Annotated in this window: 20 protein-coding genes and 1 riboswitch; of the genes, 10 read left to right on the top strand and 10 right to left on the bottom strand. The window is 71.7% G+C overall.

Annotation, left to right across the window (positions count from 1 at the left end; genetic code table 11):
- Positions 1-24: 24 nt before the first annotated feature.
- The 3 genes from N8I84_RS11850 to N8I84_RS11840 all read left to right on the top strand — a co-directional run bounded on the left by N8I84_RS11850 (position 25) and on the right by N8I84_RS11840 (position 2,551).
- The gene (locus tag N8I84_RS11850) at positions 25-507 is read left to right on the top strand and encodes a DUF5304 domain-containing protein (RefSeq protein ID WP_263229486.1); all 483 of its coding nucleotides are present in this window, start codon (positions 25-27) and stop codon (positions 505-507) included.
- A 137-nt stretch (positions 508-644) separates the two neighbouring features.
- Positions 645-1,598, top strand: a complete 954-nt coding sequence (locus N8I84_RS11845) for an ROK family glucokinase (protein ID WP_200416971.1) — start codon at positions 645-647, stop codon at positions 1,596-1,598.
- A gap of 194 nt (positions 1,599-1,792) precedes the next feature.
- Complete coding sequence (locus N8I84_RS11840; RefSeq protein ID WP_263229485.1) at positions 1,793-2,551, top strand: endonuclease/exonuclease/phosphatase family protein; 759 nt, start codon at positions 1,793-1,795, stop codon at positions 2,549-2,551.
- 30 nt (positions 2,552-2,581) lie between these two features.
- On the opposite strand, the gene N8I84_RS11835 is transcribed toward N8I84_RS11840, so the two are convergent.
- Positions 2,582-3,148, bottom strand: a complete 567-nt coding sequence (locus N8I84_RS11835) for a hypothetical protein (protein ID WP_263229484.1) — start codon at positions 3,146-3,148, stop codon at positions 2,582-2,584.
- Positions 3,141-3,920 carry an alpha/beta hydrolase gene (locus tag N8I84_RS11830; RefSeq protein WP_263229483.1) on the bottom strand — a complete coding sequence of 260 codons (780 nt, stop codon included), beginning with the start codon at positions 3,918-3,920 and terminating at the stop codon, positions 3,141-3,143. The genes N8I84_RS11835 and N8I84_RS11830 overlap by 8 nt, the downstream gene beginning before the upstream one ends.
- 162 nt (positions 3,921-4,082) lie before the next feature.
- Here N8I84_RS11830 and N8I84_RS11825 point away from each other — a divergent pair, with 162 nt between their 5' ends.
- The 4 genes from N8I84_RS11825 (at position 4,083) to N8I84_RS11810 (ending at position 8,032) form a co-directional block, all read left to right on the top strand.
- Positions 4,083-4,820: a lysophospholipid acyltransferase family protein gene (locus N8I84_RS11825; protein ID WP_263229482.1), complete on the top strand. Its 738-nt coding sequence runs from the start codon at positions 4,083-4,085 to the stop codon at positions 4,818-4,820.
- A gap of 53 nt (positions 4,821-4,873) precedes the next feature.
- Complete coding sequence (gene macS / locus N8I84_RS11820; RefSeq protein WP_263229481.1) at positions 4,874-6,118, top strand: MacS family sensor histidine kinase; 1,245 nt, start codon at positions 4,874-4,876, stop codon at positions 6,116-6,118.
- Between the two features lie 50 nt (positions 6,119-6,168).
- Positions 6,169-6,816 (top strand): response regulator, encoded by a 648-nt coding sequence (locus N8I84_RS11815; protein WP_263234738.1) that lies wholly within the window; start codon positions 6,169-6,171, stop codon positions 6,814-6,816.
- Between the two features lie 187 nt (positions 6,817-7,003).
- Positions 7,004-8,032, top strand: a complete 1,029-nt coding sequence (locus tag N8I84_RS11810; protein ID WP_263229480.1) for a 6-phosphofructokinase — start codon at positions 7,004-7,006, stop codon at positions 8,030-8,032.
- Between the two features lie 98 nt (positions 8,033-8,130).
- Here N8I84_RS11810 and N8I84_RS11805 read toward each other — a convergent pair whose 3' ends face one another.
- Both N8I84_RS11805 and N8I84_RS43105 read right to left on the bottom strand, forming a co-directional pair.
- The gene (locus tag N8I84_RS11805) at positions 8,131-10,089 is read right to left on the bottom strand and encodes an anthranilate synthase family protein (RefSeq protein ID WP_263229479.1); all 1,959 of its coding nucleotides are present in this window, start codon (positions 10,087-10,089) and stop codon (positions 8,131-8,133) included.
- Positions 10,090-10,190: 101 nt separating this feature from the next.
- Positions 10,191-10,253, bottom strand: coding sequence for a trp operon leader peptide (locus N8I84_RS43105; RefSeq protein ID WP_351226422.1), 63 nt, complete (start codon positions 10,251-10,253; stop codon positions 10,191-10,193).
- Positions 10,254-10,353: 100 nt separating this feature from the next.
- On the opposite strand from N8I84_RS43105, the gene N8I84_RS11800 reads away from it, so the two are divergent.
- Positions 10,354-11,706: a class II 3-deoxy-7-phosphoheptulonate synthase gene (locus N8I84_RS11800; RefSeq protein ID WP_263229478.1), complete on the top strand. Its 1,353-nt coding sequence runs from the start codon at positions 10,354-10,356 to the stop codon at positions 11,704-11,706.
- Positions 11,707-11,825: 119 nt separating this feature from the next.
- Entirely contained in the window at positions 11,826-12,068 is a 243-nt protein-coding gene (locus N8I84_RS11795) for a (2Fe-2S)-binding protein (protein ID WP_263229477.1), read from the top strand.
- On the opposite strand, the gene bfr is transcribed toward N8I84_RS11795, so the two are convergent.
- Complete coding sequence (bfr, locus tag N8I84_RS11790; protein ID WP_263229476.1) at positions 12,065-12,544, bottom strand: bacterioferritin; 480 nt, start codon at positions 12,542-12,544, stop codon at positions 12,065-12,067. The genes N8I84_RS11795 and bfr overlap by 4 nt on opposite strands.
- Before the next feature lie 153 nt (positions 12,545-12,697).
- On the opposite strand from bfr, the gene N8I84_RS11785 reads away from it, so the two are divergent.
- Positions 12,698-13,330, top strand: a complete 633-nt coding sequence (locus N8I84_RS11785) for a sulfite oxidase-like oxidoreductase (RefSeq protein WP_263229475.1) — start codon at positions 12,698-12,700, stop codon at positions 13,328-13,330.
- Between the two features lie 19 nt (positions 13,331-13,349).
- Here N8I84_RS11785 and N8I84_RS11780 read toward each other — a convergent pair whose 3' ends face one another.
- The 5 genes from N8I84_RS11780 to thiO all read right to left on the bottom strand — a co-directional run bounded on the left by N8I84_RS11780 (position 13,350) and on the right by thiO (position 18,510).
- The gene (locus tag N8I84_RS11780) at positions 13,350-14,249 is read right to left on the bottom strand and encodes a deoxyribonuclease IV (RefSeq protein ID WP_263229474.1); all 900 of its coding nucleotides are present in this window, start codon (positions 14,247-14,249) and stop codon (positions 13,350-13,352) included.
- A 52-nt stretch (positions 14,250-14,301) separates the two neighbouring features.
- The gene (gene pknB, locus N8I84_RS11775; RefSeq protein WP_263229473.1) at positions 14,302-16,215 is read right to left on the bottom strand and encodes a Stk1 family PASTA domain-containing Ser/Thr kinase; all 1,914 of its coding nucleotides are present in this window, start codon (positions 16,213-16,215) and stop codon (positions 14,302-14,304) included.
- A gap of 100 nt (positions 16,216-16,315) precedes the next feature.
- Positions 16,316-17,110: a thiazole synthase gene (locus N8I84_RS11770; RefSeq protein ID WP_263229472.1), complete on the bottom strand. Its 795-nt coding sequence runs from the start codon at positions 17,108-17,110 to the stop codon at positions 16,316-16,318.
- Positions 17,111-17,113: 3 nt separating this feature from the next.
- Positions 17,114-17,314, bottom strand: a complete 201-nt coding sequence (thiS, locus tag N8I84_RS11765; protein ID WP_263229471.1) for a sulfur carrier protein ThiS — start codon at positions 17,312-17,314, stop codon at positions 17,114-17,116.
- The gene (thiO, locus tag N8I84_RS11760) at positions 17,311-18,510 is read right to left on the bottom strand and encodes a glycine oxidase ThiO (protein WP_263229470.1); all 1,200 of its coding nucleotides are present in this window, start codon (positions 18,508-18,510) and stop codon (positions 17,311-17,313) included. Before thiO ends, thiS begins: the two co-directional genes overlap by 4 nt.
- Positions 18,508-18,620: riboswitch (TPP riboswitch) on the bottom strand. It overlaps the preceding gene by 3 nt.
- Positions 18,621-18,631 lie beyond the last annotated feature (11 nt).

Raw genomic sequence — 18,631 nt, 5'->3', positions numbered from 1 at the left:
ACGAACCGCAGTCAGGAGTCCGCCATGAGCGAAGAGCGCCCCTCCTCCGACGCCGCTCAGGAGGAGGCCGAGGAAGTGCGGGTGACCGACGCCGACGCCTGGGCGACAGCATGCGCCGAGGACCTCGCCGCGGAGAAGGCCCGCCGCCGGGCCCGGTACGGCTCGCCGTCCGGCTCGGCAGCCGAGGAGCTGAAGAAACTCGTCGACGCCGTCGCGGACAAGCTGTCCGGGCTGCAGGCGCCGCTGCTCGGCGCGGCGGCATCGGGCACGGCCCAGCAGATGGTCCGCCAGGTCGTGCAGCAGGCCAAGGCAGCGGTGGAGCCGGTCATCGAGCGCAACCCGGACGTCTTCGACCACCTCGCTGCGGCCGGCTCGGAGCTGCTCGCGGCCTACCGCTCCGCGGTCGAGGCCCAGGAGCAGCGCTGGACCAACCGCACGTCCGGCGACATGGACCCACGCCGACAGGACGGGGACGAAGGCCCCGGCGAGCACATCGACCTCGACTAGGCCGGCAGGGAGAGCCGTCAGAGGCCGCAGAGGCTGCAGAGGCCCGGGTTTCGGGGGGTGGAGGGAGCTGTCCGACACCCTTACGGCCCCTCGGGTACGGTGGGCCGTAGCGGGGCTCGACCGAAACTGAGGGATTCATGGGACTCACCATCGGCGTCGACATCGGCGGCACGAAGATCGCGGCCGGTGTGGTCGACGAGGAAGGCAACATCCTCTCGACCCACAAGGTGCCGACTCCGGGCACGCCCGAGGCCATCGTGGACGCCATTGCCGCTGCCGTCGAGGGCGCCCGTGCCGGACACGAGATCGTCGGCGTGGGGATCGGTGCTGCCGGATACGTCAACCGTCAGCGCTCGACGGTCTACTTCGCGCCGAACATCGACTGGCGCCAGGAGCCGCTGAAGGAGAAGGTCGAGGCCCGCGTGGGCCTCCCGGTGGTCGTCGAGAACGACGCGAACGCGGCCGCGTGGGGCGAGTACAAGTTCGGCGCGGGCAAGGGCCACCGCAACGTCATCTGCATCACGCTCGGCACCGGCCTCGGCGGCGGCATCATCATCGGCAACAAGCTGCGCCGCGGGCACTTCGGCGTGGCCGCCGAGTTCGGCCACATCCGGATGGTCCCGGACGGGCTGCTGTGCGGCTGCGGCTCGCAGGGCTGCTGGGAGCAGTACGCGTCGGGCCGCGCGCTGGTCCGTTACGCCAAGCAGCGCGCGAACGCGACGCCCGAGAACGCGGAGGTGCTGCTGTCGCTGGGCGACGGCACCCCGGACGGCATCGAGGGCAAGCACATCTCGATGGCCGCGCGCCAGGGCGACCCGGTGGCGGTGGACTCCTACCGCGAACTCGCCCGCTGGGCCGGCGCGGGCCTCGCCGACCTGGCCTCGCTCTTCGACCCCTCGGCGTTCATCGTCGGCGGCGGCCTCTCCGACGAGGGCGAACTGGTCCTGGAGCCGATCCGCAAGTCCTACAAGCGCTGGCTGGTGGGCGGCAACTGGCGCCCGGTCGCCGACGTGATCGCGGCCCAGCTGGGCAACAAGGCGGGCCTGGTGGGCGCGGCGGACCTGGCCCGCGAACCGGACCCGATCATGTAACTCCCGTTCCACGCACAACAGCGCCCGCCGCGCCCCCAGGGGCCCGGCGGGCGCAGCCGTTCCGGTGGGAGTCGGCGGTTTCCCGGTGTCGGTGTGCGGGCCGACGGCACTCTCATAGCCGCCGGGACGGGTAGGGGCGGCGGGGGCGAGCAACCCCTTCGAGCCGCAGCCGGGCGCGGCGTATCTTGATCCGCATGGCGACCTCCGACCCGCTGCTGCCCGACTCCCGAACCGAAGCCGACGGATCCGCCGTCCTCCGGGTGCTCAGCTACAACATCCGGTCGATGCGCGACGACACCGACGCGCTCGCGCGCGTCATCCGCGCCTGCGCCCCAGACCTCGTGCTCGTCCAGGAGGCCCCCCGTTTCTTCCGGTGGCGTAAGAAGCTCGCCCGACTCGCGGCGGCCTCCGGCCTCGTGATCCTCTCGGGCGGTGCCACCGCCGCCGGACCGGCCCTGCTCTGCTCGCTGCGGGCCACCGTCGAGCGCACCGAGGACGTCCTGCTGCCCCTCACCCCCGGCCTGCACCGCCGCGGCTTCGCGACGGCGGTCGTGCGGTTCGGCGGCGCCCGGCTCGGCGTCATCGGCTGCCATCTGAGCCTTCAGGACGACGAGCGCCACGAACAGGGCGGCATGCTCCTCGACCGCCTCGCCGCGATGGGCGTCGAGCACGCGATCGCGGGCGGCGATCTCAACGAGACCCCGGACGGGCCCACCTTCAAGCGTCTCGCCGCCGACCTTCAGGACGCCTGGGCCACCGCCCCCTGGGGCGGCGAGCACACCTGGACCCGCTCCGGCCCCCCGCGCCGTATAGACGCCGTCTTCGCCACCGGCGGCATCGAGGTCCTCGGCTGCGGGGTCCCCCTCGGCCACCCCGGCGTGACGGAGCGGGACCTCACCGCGGCCACGGACCACCTTCCGGTGCTCGCCGCCCTCAGGGTCCCCGCCTCGTAGGGGACCCGACCACCGCGCCGGACCAGCGCGTCAGACCACCGCGCCGCGACCCGGTTCGTCGTCCCCGTCGTCGTCCGTCCTCATGCGTACGACCAGGGTCGTGAAGCCGCCCAGGAAGCCGCCGACGCCGAGCGTGGCGAGCCACCAGGTCATGCTCCAGCCCAGCACGACCGCCAGCAGAAGCAGCACCGGGCCGCCGATCACCGAGAGCCACGCGAACTTGGCCGTCGTGTCCGCCGCGGGCAGCGGCGGCGGCTCCGGCGGCACGAAGTGGCCCTCGTCGTCCTCGTCGAAGTCGTCCTCGGACGGCTCCGGCGGCGCGTAGTCCCGGGGGCCCACCCCGGGGGCGAAGGACACCGAGCTGCCCAGCGGCTTCACCGGTCCGTCCTTCGTCTCGTCGTCCTTGAACGTGACGCTGTTCGGCTCCCAGTCGGGCAGCGCCAGGTCCTCGATCGGCTTGAACGGCTTCGAACCCGGCGGGTCCTGCGGCTCCTCGCCGTACCCCGCGACGATCGCCGCCCACGCGGCCTCCTCGTCGAAGGGCACACCCTTCTCGTCCGGCTCGCGGTCCTCGCGGTCGGAGTCGTGCTCAGCCACCTGCGGCCGTCCCTTCCTTGCCGACACTGGGCGCGAGCCGGCCGATGAACGCGTGGCTCTCCTCGAAGATCCGGTCCGCGTCGTGGTCCAACGTCGCCACGTGGTAGCTCTGTTCCAGCAGGATCTCCCGCACGTCCGTGGAGGAGACCCGGCTCAGGATCCGGGCCGAGTCGGCCGGCGGCACCACGTGGTCCTGCGGGCTGTGCAGGAGCAGCAGCGGCTGGGTGATCTGCGGCAGCTCGCCGTCGACGACCCGGAAGAAGTTCCGCAACGAGTGCGCCGCGTGCAGCGGCACCCGGTCGTACCCCAGCTCCACGCTGCCTTCCTTGGCGATGTCGCTGGCGATCCCGTTCGTCGAACGGACGAGGTGGCGGGCGACCGGGAGGGCGTACGCGGACAGGCCGTGCACCTTGTTCGCCGGGTTGACCACGATGACGCCGCTGACCGCGTCCCCGTGCTTGGCGGCCAGCCGGAGGGCCAGGGCGCCCCCCATGGACAGACCGGCCACGAACACCTGCGCGCAGCTCCGGCGCAGGGCGCGCAGCTCGCGGTCCACCTCCCCGTACCAGTCCTGCCAGCCGGTGAGCTGCATGTCCTCCCAGCGTGTGCCGTGCCCGGGCAGCAGCGGCAGCGAGACGGTGAGGCCGCGCTCGGCCAGATGCTCCGCCCAGGGGCGCAGCGACTGCGGGGAACCGGTGAAGCCGTGGCAGAGGAGGACGCCGATCTCCCCGCCCTCGTGGCGGTACGGCTCGGCTCCGGGGAGGACCGGCACGTCGGTCTCCTGTTCATGAAAAGGGGCTGGGCACGTCGATTGCAGGTACTTCACCGTACGCGACGGCACTGACACCGACCAGGGTCGTCGGATCCTTTGTCGGCGGGCCGCGTTAAGGTCTGATCTACAGACACAGGAGGCACTCGGTTGTTGTACGGCGCGATGAAGGTATCCATCGGGGGGCCGCTGAAGCTCGCCTTCAGGCCGTGGGTGGAAGGCCTGGAGAACGTTCCCGCCGAGGGCCCCGCGATCCTGGCGAGCAATCACCTGTCCTTCTCGGACTCGTTCTTCCTGCCCGCGGTGCTCGACCGCAAGGTGACCTTCATCGCGAAGGCCGAGTACTTCACCACGCCCGGTGTGAAGGGCCGGCTGACCGCCGCCTTCTTCAAAGGCGTCGGCCAGCTTCCCGTCGACCGCTCCGGAGCGCGCGGCGCGGGCGAGGCCGCCATCAAGAGCGGCATCGAGGTGCTGGAGCGCGGCGAGCTGTTCGGCATCTACCCGGAGGGCACCCGCTCGCCCGACGGCCGCCTCTACCGCGGCAAGCCCGGCGGTCTCGCGCGCGTGGCGCTCGCGACCGGGGCGCCCGTCATCCCGGTCGCCATGATCGACACCGAGAAGATCCAGCCGCCGGGGAAGGTCATCCCCAAGCTGATGCGGCCGGGGATCCGGATCGGCAGGCCGCTGGACTTCAGCCGCTACCAGGGCATGGAGCACGACCGGTTCGTGCTGCGCGCGATCACCGACGAGGTGATGTACGAGATCATGAAGCTCTCCGGCCAGGAGTACGTCGACATCTACGCGACCGCCGCCAAGCGGCAGATCGCGGAGGCGGCCAAGGCGGAGAAGCAGGCGCAGAAGGAAGCGCAGAAGGACGCGGGGAAGGGACCGGCGGGCTCTTAGGACACGGCCCGCACGGCTGGGGCGGCGGGGAAGGGCCGGAAAAGAGGGGGGACATGGCCAAGCGCGAGCGTGTCATCAGGATGTCCGTCGAGCAGCCGCTGTGGCGTGCCCTGGCCGGGTACCGGGTCCTGACGATGCTGTACGCGATCGGGTTCTTCGCGACCGCCTACGACACGTTCACCCGGCCCTGGCTGGCGATCGCCTACTACCTCGTGCTGAGCGTGTGGACCCTGGCCACGCTCCCCCGGGTTGCGAACGCGGCGAGCTGCACCAGGTGGTTCCTGGCCGTCGACCTCACCATCGCGCTCACCGGCATCCTCCTCACGCCCGTCGCCGACTCGCACGAGCGGGTCGCCTCGGGCGGCCCGACCCTGCCGTCGATATGGACCGCCGGGTCGGTCCTGGCGTACGCCCTCAAGGGCGGCTGGCGCTGGGCGGCCTTCGCCTCCACACCGGTCGCCGCGGCGAACCTGATCGAGCGCGGCTCCCCGGCCCGGGACACCGTGCACAACGTGGTCCTCGTCTGGGTCGCCTCCATCGCGATCGGCTACGTCGTCGAGGTCGCCCGCGCCTCGGAGCGCACCCTCGCCCGCGCGCTGGAGATCGAGGCCGCGACCCGGGAGCGGGAGCGGCTGGCCCGGGACATCCATGACGGCGTGCTCCAGGTGCTCGCCATGGTGCAGCGGCGCGGCACCGCGCTCGGCGGTGAGGCCGCGGAGCTGGGCCGGCTGGCCGGGGAGCAGGAGGTGGCGCTGCGCACCCTGGTCTCCGGGGGCCTGGTGCCGCCGTCGCGGGTGTCGGAGGACGCGGCGCTCGGCGCGGTCGTCCGCGCGGTCGACGAGCCGGACGCCGAGGAAGGCCCGGTCGACCTGCGCACCCTGCTCGCCCGGTATGCGGGCGCCCGGGTGACGCTGTCCGAACCGGGCTGCCCGGTGCCGCTCGCCCCGGCCGTGGCACGGGAACTGGCCGCCGCTGTCGGTGCCGCCCTGGACAATGTCCACCGGCACGCGGGGGAGGGCGCCCGCGCCTGGATCCTGGTCGAGGACGAGCCGGAGGGGATCGTGGTGACCGTACGGGATGACGGGCCCGGCATCCCGGAGGGACGCCTCGTCCGCGCCGAGGAGGAGGGACGCCTCGGAGTCGCGCAGTCGATCCGCGGCCGTCTGCGCGACATCGGCGGCACGGCCGAGTGGATCTCGGTCCCGGGGCAGGGCACGGAAGTGGAACTGAAGCTACCGAAGGCCGTGGGGGACGGGCAGGACCTGAAGGCGGCACGGGGGAAGGCGGAGCAGCGGTGACGGAGAGCAGCACGACGACGGACGAGCGGGGGCAGGGCCCGGTCAGGGTCATGGTGGTCGACGATCACCCCATGTGGCGGGACGCCGTCGCGCGTGACCTCGCCGAGTCCGGGTTCGAGGTCGTCGCCACCGCGGGGGACGGTGAGCAGGCCGTGCGCCGGGCCCGAGCCGCCTCGCCGGACGTGCTCGTCCTGGACCTCAACCTGCCGGCCAAGCCCGGCGTCCAGGTCTGCAAGGAACTCGTCGGCGCCAACCCGGCGCTGCGCGTGCTGGTGCTCTCGGCCAGCGGCGAGCACGCGGACGTGCTGGAGGCCGTGAAGTCGGGTGCGACCGGCTACCTGCTGAAGTCGGCGTCCACTCAGGAGCTGATCGACGCGGTGCGCCGCACGGCGGTCGGCGACCCGGTGTTCACCCCCGGCCTGGCGGGGCTCGTCCTCGGCGAGTACCGCCGCCTCGCCTCCGAACCGGCCCCCGCCGCCGGCGCCGACGAGCCGAAGGCGCCGCGGCTGACCGACCGTGAGACCGAGGTGCTGCGCCTGGTCGCCAAGGGCCTGAGCTACAAGCAGATCGCCGAACGCCTGGTGATCTCGCACCGCACCGTGCAGAACCACGTCCAGAACACCCTGGGCAAGCTCCAGCTGCACAACCGGGTGGAGTTGGTCCGGTACGCGATCGAGCGCGGACTCGACGGCGAGTAGGCCCCGGCCGGGCCGCAAAGGGACCCCGACCACGTCAATCTCCGGAAGGATATCCCGCTTTCGAGTGGATTGACGGTGATCAACTGCCGGACAATTCACCGGAATTGACCTTCCCGCCCATGCCGAAGTGACCTGGGTCACTATTAGCGTGACCTGCATCAGGCAACCGCGGCGAAGGGACATTTCCATGCGGGTCGGAGTACTGACCGGAGGCGGCGACTGCCCCGGGCTCAACGCCGTCATCCGGGGCGTCGTGCGCAAGGGCGTGCAGGAGTACGGCTACGACTTCGTCGGCTTCCGGGACGGCTGGCGGGGTCCCCTCGAAGGCGACACCGTCCGGCTCGACATCCCCGCCGTGCGCGGCATCCTGCCCCGCGGCGGCACCATCCTCGGCTCCTCGCGCACCAATCCCCTCAAGCAGGAGAACGGCATCCGCCGCATCAAGGACAACCTCGCCAAGGAGGAGGTCGACGCGCTCGTCGCGATCGGCGGTGAGGACACCCTCGGGGTCGCGGCGCGCCTGTCCGACGAGTACGGCGTCCACGTCGTCGGCGTGCCCAAGACCATCGACAACGACCTGTCCGCCACGGACTACACCTTCGGCTTCGACACCGCCGTCAACATCGCGACGGAGGCGATCGACCGCCTGCACACCACGGCGGAGTCCCACATGCGGGTGCTGGTGGTGGAGGTGATGGGGCGTCACGCGGGCTGGATCGCCCTGCACTCCGGGCTGGCCGGCGGCGCCAACGCCATCCTCATCCCCGAGCAGCGCTTCGACGTCGACCAGGTGTGCGCCTGGGTGACGTCCCGGTTCAAGGCGTCGTACGCGCCGATCGTGGTCGTGGCCGAGGGCGCGATGCCGAAGGACGGCGACATGGTGCTCAAGGACGGGTCCCTGGACTCGTTCGGGCACGTCCGCCTCTCCGGCGTCGGCGAGTGGCTGGCGAAGGAGATCGAGAGGCGCACCGGCAAGGAGGCCCGGACGACCGTGCTCGGTCACGTCCAGCGCGGCGGCACGCCCAGCGCCTTCGACCGCTGGCTCGCCACCCGCTTCGGCCTGCACGCCATCGACTGCGTCCGCGACGGCGACTTCGGGAAGATGGTCGCCCTGCGCGGCACGGACATCGTCCGCGTTCCCCTCTCCGAGGCCACCGCCAAGCTGAAGACGGTCGACCTGAAGCTGTACCAGGAGGTCGGCGTCTTCTTCGGCTGACGTCGCACCTCGAGGAACCCGGCCGGGGCGGTTCCACCCCGGCCGAGCCCCTGGCCGCCCGACACAGCGCCGGTCGCCCCTCCAGCGCCGGTCGCCCCCTACAGCGCCGGCCGCCGCTCCGCGAACGGGCTCGTGCCCGCGGCGGCCAGCCCGTCCAGCAGCTCCCGTACGACGCCCGCGCCACCCACCGACAGCACCGACTCCGGGTGGAACTGCACCCCGGCGAACCCGCCCCCGCGCAGAGCGTGGACCTCCCCGGTCGCGCTGCGGCTGACCTCGACCCCGTGCGCCGCCAGCTCGGCCGCCGCGTCGTCGTCGCAGCGCGCCACGAAGCTGTTGTAGAAGCCGACGGTCTCCCGCCGCCCGAACAGGTCGATCTCCGTCTGGGCGCCCTGGTACGGAACCTCCTTGCGGACGATCTCCAGGCCCAGCTCCGCCGCGATCAGCTCATGGCCCAGGCAGACGCCCAGCACACCGTGCCGGTGGCCCCGGATGACCTGGGCCGTCAGCTCCCGCAGGAACCGCATCTTCGGGTCGGCCAGGTCCGAGGGGTCGCCCGGCCCCGGCCCGAGCACCACGGGACCGGAGTGGGCGAGCACCGCCTCCCGCAGCCCCGGCTCGTCGTACCGCCGTACGGTCACCTCCAGACCGGTCGAGCGCAGGACGTGCGCGAGCATCGCGGTGAACGTGTCCTCGCCGTCCACGACGAACGCGTGCCCGGTCAGGTCCGAGGCCCGCTCCTGCATCCGCAGCCAGAACGGGGCGAGCTTCTCCCGCCGCCCGTCCAGCGCCGCCCGTACCCGCGGGTCCTCCGCCAGGTTCGGCCGTACGTGCTCCTCGCGCGGCCGTCCGGGCCGTACCCCCAGAGCCGCCAGCACCCCGGCCGCCTTGGCGTGGGTCTCCGCGACCTCGTTCGCCGGGTCGGAGCCGCGCACGAGTGTGGCCCCGACGGGCACCCTCAGCCGTCCTTCCCCACTCTCGGCTTCTCCCCCACTCTCGGCTTCGCTCGAGCGGGGGGACCCCCATGAGCGGGAGGCGCCCCCACTGCCGATGTCGGCGGTGCGGATGAGGATGGGGGAGTCGAGGGTCTGCGCGCCCCCGGCGTCCCGGCCGAGCAGCGCCAGCGCGCCCGCGTAGTAGCCCCGGCCCCCGACCTCGTGCCGCTCGATCACCCGGCAGGCGTTCTGCACGGGAGACCCGGTGACGGTCGCCGCGAACATCGTCTCCTTCAGCACCTCGCGCACGTCCAGCGTGGACTTCCCGCGCAGCTCGTACTCGGTGTGCGCCAGGTGGGCCATCTCCTTCAGGCGCGGCCCGACGACGACCCCGCCCATGTCGCCGACCGTGCACATCATCTTCAGCTCCTCGTCGACGACCATCGACAGCTCCTCGATCTCCTTGCCGTCGGCCAGGAAGCGGAGCAGGTCCTCGGGGGTCGGGCCGCCCGCGGGATAGCGGTAGGTGCCGCTGATCGGATTCATGACGACGGTTCCGCCGGACATCCGCACGTGCACCTCGGGGCTGGCCCCCACCAGAGTCCGGTCACCGGTGTGCACGACGAAGGTCCAGTACGCCCCCCGCTCCCCGACCAGCAGCCGCCGGAAGAGAGCGAGGGCGTCGGCCCGTCCGAACCCCGGGATGCGGCCCTCGTACGTCCGCCGGATCACGAAGTTGGCGCCCTCGCCCCGCCCGATCTCCTCCTCCAGCACCCGCCCGACGATCCGGGCGTACTCCTCGTCGGAGACGTCGAAGCCGCCGTCCTCGACCCGGACGTCGTGGCCGGGCAGCTGCGCCAGTGCCTGGTCCAGGGGGATCTCGTACGACTCCTCGGGCGTGAGCGCCAGCAGCGGTGTGCCGTCGTCGCGGACGTCGAAGCCGCGCTCGCGGATCTGGCGGTAGGGGACGAGGGCGAGGGCCTCGTCGGGCAGGTCGGCCAGGCGCTCGAAACGGCCGACCGGGCCGGTCAGCACCTCGACGGTGTCCTGGTCGCGCCCCGGGGTGCGGCGGCGCAGCAGGGCGAACGGGCGGGGGTCGTCCAGCAGGTCGAGCAGGTTCATGGGCGGTGTCCTTCTCGGTGAGGTGAGAGGGAACGGCCCGGTCGCGGAAACGCCGAAGGCCGCCCCTCGGGCGGCCTTCGCGAAGTCGTGCGTACGCGCAGTCAGTGGGCCGCCGGACGAGCGGTCCACCACCAGTTCTGGTTCTGGGTCGAGTGCGCGAACATGTCCGGCACCCTACACGAACGCACGCCCCGGGCGGGACGACCCGTCTCATCAGTCGAGCGCATCGATAAGCGGTGGACACGACCCCGTAATGTTTAGGGGGTGACCGTGAACGCTAAGACCAGCCCCAGCGCTGGCAACACCTGGCGAGACCTGCCCGCGGCGCAGCAGCCCGAGTACCCCGACCCCGAGGCTCTGCGCAAGGTGATCGCGGACCTCGCGTCGTATCCGCCGCTCGTCTTCGCGGGCGAGTGCGACCAGCTGCGCGCCCGGATGGGAGCCGTCGCCAGGGGCGAGGCGTTCCTGCTCCAGGGTGGCGACTGCGCCGAGGCCTTCGACGCGGTGTCCGCCGATCACATCCGCAACAAGCTCAAGACGCTGCTCCAGATGGGCGCCGTGCTCACGTACGCCGCCTCGGTGCCGGTGGTGAAGGTCGGCCGTATCGCCGGCCAGTACTCCAAGCCGCGCTCCAAGCCGACCGAGACCCGCGACGGGGTGACGCTGCCGGTGTACCGGGGCGACTCGGTCAACGGCTTCGAGTTCACCGAGGAGTCGCGGATCCCGGACCCGGAGCGCCTGAAGCGCATGTACCACGCCTCGGCGTCCACGCTGAACCTGGTGCGTGCCTTCACCACCGGCGGCTACGCCGACCTGCGCCAGGTGCACGCCTGGAACCAGGACTTCGTGAAGTCGTCGCCGTCCGGCCAGCGCTACGAGCAGCTGGCGCGCGAGATCGACAACGCGCTGAACTTCATGCACGCCTGCGGGGCCGACCCGGAGGAGTTCAAGACCGTCGAGTTCTACTCCTCGCACGAGGCGCTGCTGCTCGACTACGAGTCGGCGCTGACCCGCACCGACTCCCGTACCGGGCAGCTGTACGACGTCTCGGCGCACATGGTGTGGATCGGTGAGCGCACCCGGCAGATGGACGGTGCGCACATCGAGTTCGCCTCGAGGATCCGCAACCCGATCGGCATCAAGCTCGGCCCGACCACGACGGCCGAGGAGGCGCTGCGGTACATCGACCGCCTCGACCCGGACCGCGAGCCCGGCCGGCTGACCTTCATCGTCCGCATGGGTGCGGACAAGATCCGTGACCGGCTCCCCGAGCTGGTGGAGAAGGTCACGGCGTCCGGCGCGGTGGTGGCCTGGGTGACCGACCCGATGCACGGCAACACGTTCGAGGCGGCCTCCGGGCACAAGACCCGCCGCTTCGACGACGTGCTCGACGAGGTCAAGGGCTTCTTCGAGGTCCACAAGGGGCTCGGTACGCACCCGGGTGGCATCCATGTGGAGCTGACCGGCGACGACGTCACCGAGTGCGTGGGCGGCGGCGACGAGATCTTCGTCGACGACCTGCACCAGCGCTACGAGACGGCGTGCGACCCGCGGCTGAACCGCAGCCAGTCGCTGGACCTGGCGTTCCTCGTCGCGGAGATGTACCGGGACCAGTAGCCTGCGGGCGCTGACCGACGCGAGTGGGGTGCGGATCACACGATCCGCGCCCCTCTCTGCTGTCGCACCCCCGGCGGGACAGGTAAGGTTAGGTTTGCCTTATCGATCTCGGCGGGGAGGTGCACCGCGTGTATGTCTGCAGTTGCTTCGGCGTCACCGAGCAGCAGGTGAGGCAGCACGCGGAGAACGGCGCCTGCACTCCGCGGCAGATCGCCTCCGCCTGCAAGGCGGGCACGGACTGCGGTTCCTGCGTGCGGAGGATCCAGGCGCTGCTGGGACGCGGCGCGTGCCCCCGTCCCGAGATCGCCGAGCCGGCGCTGTCCGGCCTGTCGGGCCTCTCCGGCCTGGAAGAAGCCGCCTAGCTCTCCGGCTGTTCGATGATCTGGGAGATGTACAGCGCGTCGCCCAGCTTCTCCAGCAGGTCCAGCTGGGTGTCCAGGTAGTCGATGTGGTGCTCCTCGTCCGCCAGGATCGACTCGAAGATGTTCGCGGAGGTGATGTCGCCCTTCTCCCGCATCACCTTGATCCCGCGCCTGAGCCGGTCGATCGCCTCCACCTCGATCTGCCGGTCCGCCTCGAACATCTCCCTGACGGTCTGCCCCACTCGCACATGGAAGAGTCGCTGGTAGTTGGGCAGGCCCTCGAGGAAGAGGATGCGGTCGGTGAGCACCTCCGCGTGCTTCATCTCGTCGAACGACTCCCGCCGCGTGTACCTGGCGAGCTTGTACCACCCGAGGTTCTCCTGCATCTTCGCGTGCAGGAAGTACTGGTTGATCGCGGTCAGCTCACCGGTGAGCTGCTCGTTGAGGAATTCGATGACCTCTGGGTCGCCCTGCATGGCGGGGATCCTTCCGGGCGGGGACGGGCGGGCTGCGCCGCATCATGGCACTGGCACCCAGGAGCGTCCAGTAAGTTCACACTTAGTCTGAGATGCCCCGAATTGAACCCGGGCTGGTCATGTGCACCCTCCGCGGTCTGTCAGGATGGAGTCATGGGTCATCCGGTGGAGCGCGAATCTGGAGAAACGGCACGGTCACAGCTTCCGCCGGGACAGCGACTCCAGCGGGGCTGGCCGGTCACGCACTACGGACCCGTGCCCAAGTTCCGCCCCGAGCGCTGGGAGTTCCGGGTCTTCGGCGCCACCGCGGACGGCGAGAAGCGCTGCTGGAACCACGAGGAGTTCACGTCACTGTCGTACGCGACCGTCGTGGCCGATCTGCACTGCGTGACGAAGTTCAGCATGGTCGGCGCCGAATGGGGCGGCATCCCGGCCCGTACGATCCTGGAGATCGCCCCGCCCGCGCCCACCGTCACCCACGTGATGGTGTGGGCGGAGTACGGGTTCAGCTCCAATCTGCGCCTGTCCGATTTCGCCTCCGACAGGACGATCTTCGCCACGCACAAGGACGGCGAGCTGCTCACCGCGGAACACGGCTTCCCGCTGCGCCTGATCGTGCCGCACCTGTACGCCTGGAAGGGCCCCAAGTGGGTCCGCGGCGTCGAGTACATGACCACCGACCGGCGCGGCTTCTGGGAGGAGCGCGGGTACCACAACATCGGTGACCCGTGGAAGGAGCAGCGCTACTCCTACCAGGAGGAGCCCGGGGACGGCCCCGAGCTCTGACGCCCGGGGCGGCTCCAGGTCAGCCGTCCCGCAGCTTCTTCAGCCGCTCCACGTCCGCCGCGTGCCCTTCCTTGCGGCCGGGCGTCTCGATGATCAGCGGCACGCCCTCGGTGGCCGGATGCGTCATCAGCGCGCGGAACGGGGCCTCGCCGATGTGGCCGGCGCCTATGTTCGCGTGACGGTCCCGGTGGGCGCCGACCGCCTCCTGTGAGTCGTTGGCGTGGATCAGTTTGAGCCGGCCCTCGCCGACGGTGTCCACGAGCAGGTCCAGCGTCCGGTGCGCCCCGTCCGGCCCGGTCAGGTCGTGCCCGGCCGCGAAGATGTGGCAGGTGTCCAGGCAGACACCGAGCTTGGGGTGGGCGTCCAGGGCCTCGAAGTACGGCCCGAAGTCCCAGGTGCGGGAGCACAGTGAGGCCCCCTGGCCCGCGGTCGACTCAAGCAGCAGCCACGGGTCGTCGTCGTGCGTCAGCTCCTCCAGCAGCGGCAGCATGCGCTCCCGTACCTGCTTCAGCGCCACCGAACGGTCCCGGCCGCCGGTCGCGCTGCCGGTGTGCACGACCACGCCCCGCGCCCCGATCCGGCGGCCCCGCAGCAGCGAGTGCCTCAGCGACTCCACCGACCTGTCCACGGTCGCCTCGGTGTGCGAGCCGAAGTTGATGAGGTACGGCGCGTGGACGTACACCGGGATCGACTCGGCGGCGCATGCGGCCCGGAACTCCTCGTCCTGACGCGGACTGCCGGCGGGCGTCGCCCAGCCGCGCGGGTTGGCCACGAAGACCTGTACCGTCTCGGCCCCGATGTCGCGGGCGTAGGCCAGCCCGACGGAGTTCAGCCCACCGGCCACCGGGACGTGGCTGCCGATCGGGTTGCGGGATGGGCCGATGGATCCGGGGGCGCCACGGGACTGCTCAGTGCTCACCCCCCAAGGGTGTCACGTCGTCCCGGGCGCCCGGTCCTCGGCCATCGGCTTGCTAGCGGATCTTGATCGTGATCGTCGATCCCTTCGGAGCCTTGTCCCCGCCCTTGACCGACTGGCCCTTCACCGTGTCGCCGAACAGGCCCAGCAGGCCCCGGTCCTCCTCGACCTGGAAACCCGCGGCCTCGAGCGCCTTCTTGGCGTCGTCGACGTTCTGCCCGGTCACGTCCGGCACCTGGACCATCTCGGGGCCCTTGGAGAGCGTCAGCGTGACGGTGTCGCCCTCGCCGGCCTGCTTGCCCGCGCCCGGCGACTGCTGGGCGACCTTCCCGGCGTCGTACTCGGAGGTGACCTGCGTGTCGGCGATCTTCACCTGCAGGCCCGCGGCCTGGAGCTGTGACGTCGCGTCCTCGATGGACGAGCCCACGATGTCGGGCACGTCCACCGGGCTGCCCTTGCTGACGGTGAGCGCGATCGCCGAACCGCCGTGCCGTTCGGTCCCCGCCCCCGGGTCCGTACCGATCACGGAGCCCTTGGGCACGTCCTCGCTGAACGCCTGTGTGACCATGCCCGGCACCAGGCCGTCCTTCTTCAGCCGGGCCTGCGCCTGGTCCAGCGGGTAGCCCTTCAGATCGGGCACCTGCACCGTCTCGGGACCGTCCGAGAGCGTCAGCGTCACCGCGTCATGGGAGCGGATCCGCGCACCCACCGCCGGATCGGTGCTGATCACCGTGCCGCGCTTCACCGTGTCGCTGTAGGCGTGCTTGACCTGCTTGACCTCGAGACCGGCCTTCTTCAGCCTGGCCCGTGCCTCGCCCTCCGTCTTCGCCAGCAGCGGAGGGACCTTGGTGAACTGGCCCGAGTTGATGTACCAGACCCCCGTGCCCACACCGAACACCACCAGCACGGCGAGGACCAGCGCGTACAGCCCGCGCCGGGGCCGCGCCGGGCGCCGGGGCGGCTCGGGCGGCGGGGTCTGAAGCCGGCTCGTCCGGTTGAGGACGGCCTCCCGGTCCTCGCCCACAGGGCGGGTCGGCAGCAGGCGCGGGATCACGCTCGTGCGGTCCTCGGCGTTGTCGTGCTCCGCGGCGACGGCCCCCGGCGGCACGGCGTCCAACTGCTCGTCGGTCAGCGCGCCACGGGCTTGAAGCACCTGGCCCAGCAGCGCCACCGCGTCCGCCGGGCGCAGCTCGGGGTTGCGCGCGGTCGCCGACGCGACCAGGTCGTCGAGTTCGACGGACAGCCCGGGCACGGCAGCCGACGGCGGGGGGACGTCCTCGTTCAGGTGCCGGTAGAGCACCTGGGCGGGGGAGTCGCCGTGGTGCGGCTTGGCGCCGGTCAGCATCTCGTGGAGGACGACCCCGCACGCGTACACGTCGACCCGCGGATCGGCCGTGCCGTGCTCGATCTGCTCCGGGGCGAGGTAGGAGACGGTGCCGAGGACGGCGCCCGTGGTGCTGGTGACGGTGTCGACGGACCGGACGAGACCGAAATCGGCCACCTTGACCCGGCCGTCGTCACCTATGAGGACGTTCTCCGGCTTCATGTCCCGGTGCACGAACCCGGCGCGGTGCGCGGCCCCCAGGGCGGCCAGCACCGGCTCCAGGATGTCCAGGGCCGCGCGCGGCTGCAGCGCCCCGCGCTCGCGCAGCACGTCCCGCAGGGTGCAGCCGGCGACGTACTCCATGGCGAGGTAGACGTACGATCCGTCGGCACCCTGATCGAAGACCTGCACGACGTTCGGATGGTCGAGACGGGCGACCGACTTGGCCTCCCGTATGAAGCGGTCGACGAACGAGCCGTCGGCCGCCAGCGTCGGGTGCATCACCTTCAGCGCGAGCACACGGTCCAGGCGGGTGTCCAGGGCCCGGTAGACCGTGGCCATCCCGCCGACCGCGATCCGCGCGTCGACGCGATAGCGGCCGTCGAGCACCTGCCCGACGAGAGGGTCCTGAAGGGTCGTATCCACGCTGGTGAGTCTACGAGGGCGCACTGTCACTCACCGTCCGCAGCGGGGACACCGGAGCCCGACTGCAGCCGACCTGTGACGCGGCCTCCTCCGGCCCGGCTCAGAAGGCCGGCAGCTCCGGGTCCAGCCGGGCCATGCCCTCCGTCGGCGACGACGCCTGAGCGAAGTGCCGGCGCGGGATACGGCCCGCCCGGCGGGCGAGCCGGCCGGCCTCCACCGCGTGCCGCATGGCCTCCGCCATCAGGACCGGCTCCTGCGCCCGGGTCACCGCCGAGGCGAGCATCACGCCCGCGCACCCCAGCTCCATCGCCAGCGCCACGTCCGACGCCGTGCCCGCCCCCGCGTCCAGGATGACCGGCACGCGCGCGTGCTCCACGATCAGCTGGAAGTTGTGCGGGTTGCGGATGCCGAGCCCGGACCCGATCGGGGAGCCGAGCGGCATGATCGCGGCGCAGCCGACGTCCTCCAGCTTGCGGGCGAGCACGGGGTCGTCGTTCGTGTACGGCAGCACGGTGAAGCCGTCGTCCACCAGCGTCTCGGCCGCCTCGAGCAGCTCGATCGGGTCCGGCAGCAGGGTCCGCTCGTCGGCGATGACCTCCAGCTTGACCAGATCCGTGCCGAGGGCCTCGCGCGCGAGGCGGGCGGTGAGCACGGCCTCGCCCGCGGTGAAGCAGCCCGCGGTGTTCGGCAGCACCCGGATGCCCAGCTTGTCGAGCACGGACAGGACCGAGCCGTGCACCGAGGCGTCGACGCGCCGCATCGCGACCGTCGTCAGCTCCGTGCCGGACACCGTCAGCGCCCGCTCCAGCACGTCCAGGCTGGGCGCGCCGCCCGTTCCCATGATCAGCCGGGACGAGTAGGTCGTGCCTCCGAGGACGAAGGGATCGTCAGCCATGGGTCAGCCTCCTTGGACGGCGGTGAGGACCTCGACGCGGTCTCCCTCACTGAGGGACGTCGACGCCCACTGCGCGCGCGGTACGACGGTTTCGTTGACGGCGGCGGCCACGCCCGAGGGGGCGGCGGTCAGGCTCCGCACCACCGCGTCGAGCGCGACACCGGGGGTGACCTCGCGGGCCTTCCCGTTGACCGAGATGTTCATACGGGCTGCTCCGTGAGGGCGGCGGCGGTGAAACGCCGGGGGGTGAAGGGACGGGCCTCCTCGGGAAGCTCACCGGTGGTCAGCACGTGCGCCATGATGTCGCCGGTGACCGGGGTGAGCAGCACACCGTTGCGATAGTGGCCGGTGGCCAGCAGCAGGCCGTCCAGCCCGGTGGCGCCGAACAGCGGCGCGTTGTCCGGGGAGCCCGGACGCAGACCCGCCCGTGTCTCGGTGAGGGGCAGCTCGGTGATCCCGGGCACCAGCTCGTGCGCGTCCCGCAGCAGCTCGTACACCCCGCCCGCGGTGACCGTGGTGTCCCAGCCCAGCTCCTCGCTGGTCGCGCCGACCACCAGCTCGCCGTTCTCGCGCGGCACGAGGTAGATCGCGCCACCGCGGACGACGGCGCGCACCGTACGGCTCAGGAACGGCGCGTACCGCTCGGGCACGGTCAGCCGCAGCACCTGCCCCTTCACGGGACGTACGGGCGGCAGGACGTCCTCCGGGACGCCCGCGAGCCGCCCGCTGAGGCTGCCCGCGGCGAGGACGACCTGCCCGGCGGCGAGCTCGGTGCCGTCTGCGGTCCGCACCCCGCAGGCCCGCTCCCGCACCACCGTGAGCCGTTCGGCCCACATCCGGTGGAAGACGACCCCGGCGCGTTCACAGGCCGTCACCAGGGCCGCGGCGAGGCGGCGCGGGTCGATCTGGTGGTCGCCGTCGACCCTGAGCCCCCCGCGCACGCCCGGCGCGAGCATCGGCTCCAGACGGCGGCACTCCCGTCCGCTCAGCCACTCCGACTCCAGCCCCGAGCGCTGCTGAAGGGCGTGCAGTTCGCGCAGCTCGGCGCGGTCGTCGGCGTCGAGCGCGACGGCGAGCGTGCCGCAGCGGCGGTAGCCCAGGTCCCGGCCGGTGGCCTCGGCCAGCTCGGCGGCGAAATCCGGGTAGCGGCGCGCGGAGGCGAGGTTCAGGGCGAGCAGCGTCTGCTCGCCGTAGTGCAGCTCGGTGACGGCGGCCAGCATCCCGGCGGCCACCTGAGCGGCTCCGCCGCCCGGCTCCGGATCCACCACGGCGGTGGCGAACCCGCGCTGCGCCGCCCGCCAGGCGGTGACCAGACCGATGATCCCGCCCCCGATGACGAGGACGTCCGACACGGTCGACGCATCGCGCGATGTCGACGGTTCGTCCGGTGTACGCGACATGGGCGTCCAGCCCCTCCCTTCGCCGGCATGACCCGGATCAGGTTCGTACGGTCGGAGGCCGTCCCAGCCTCCCTCTCAGCCCGGTGCGCCGGGCTCCCGCGAGTGCTTACGGTGGTCAACC

Origin of the sequence: Streptomyces cynarae (genome assembly GCF_025642135.1) — a bacterium.
Taxonomy (GTDB): Bacteria; Actinomycetota; Actinomycetes; order Streptomycetales; family Streptomycetaceae; genus Streptomyces; species Streptomyces cynarae.
Note: the sequence above shows the minus strand (reverse complement) of the source record. Positions and strands in the feature narration are given on the sequence as shown.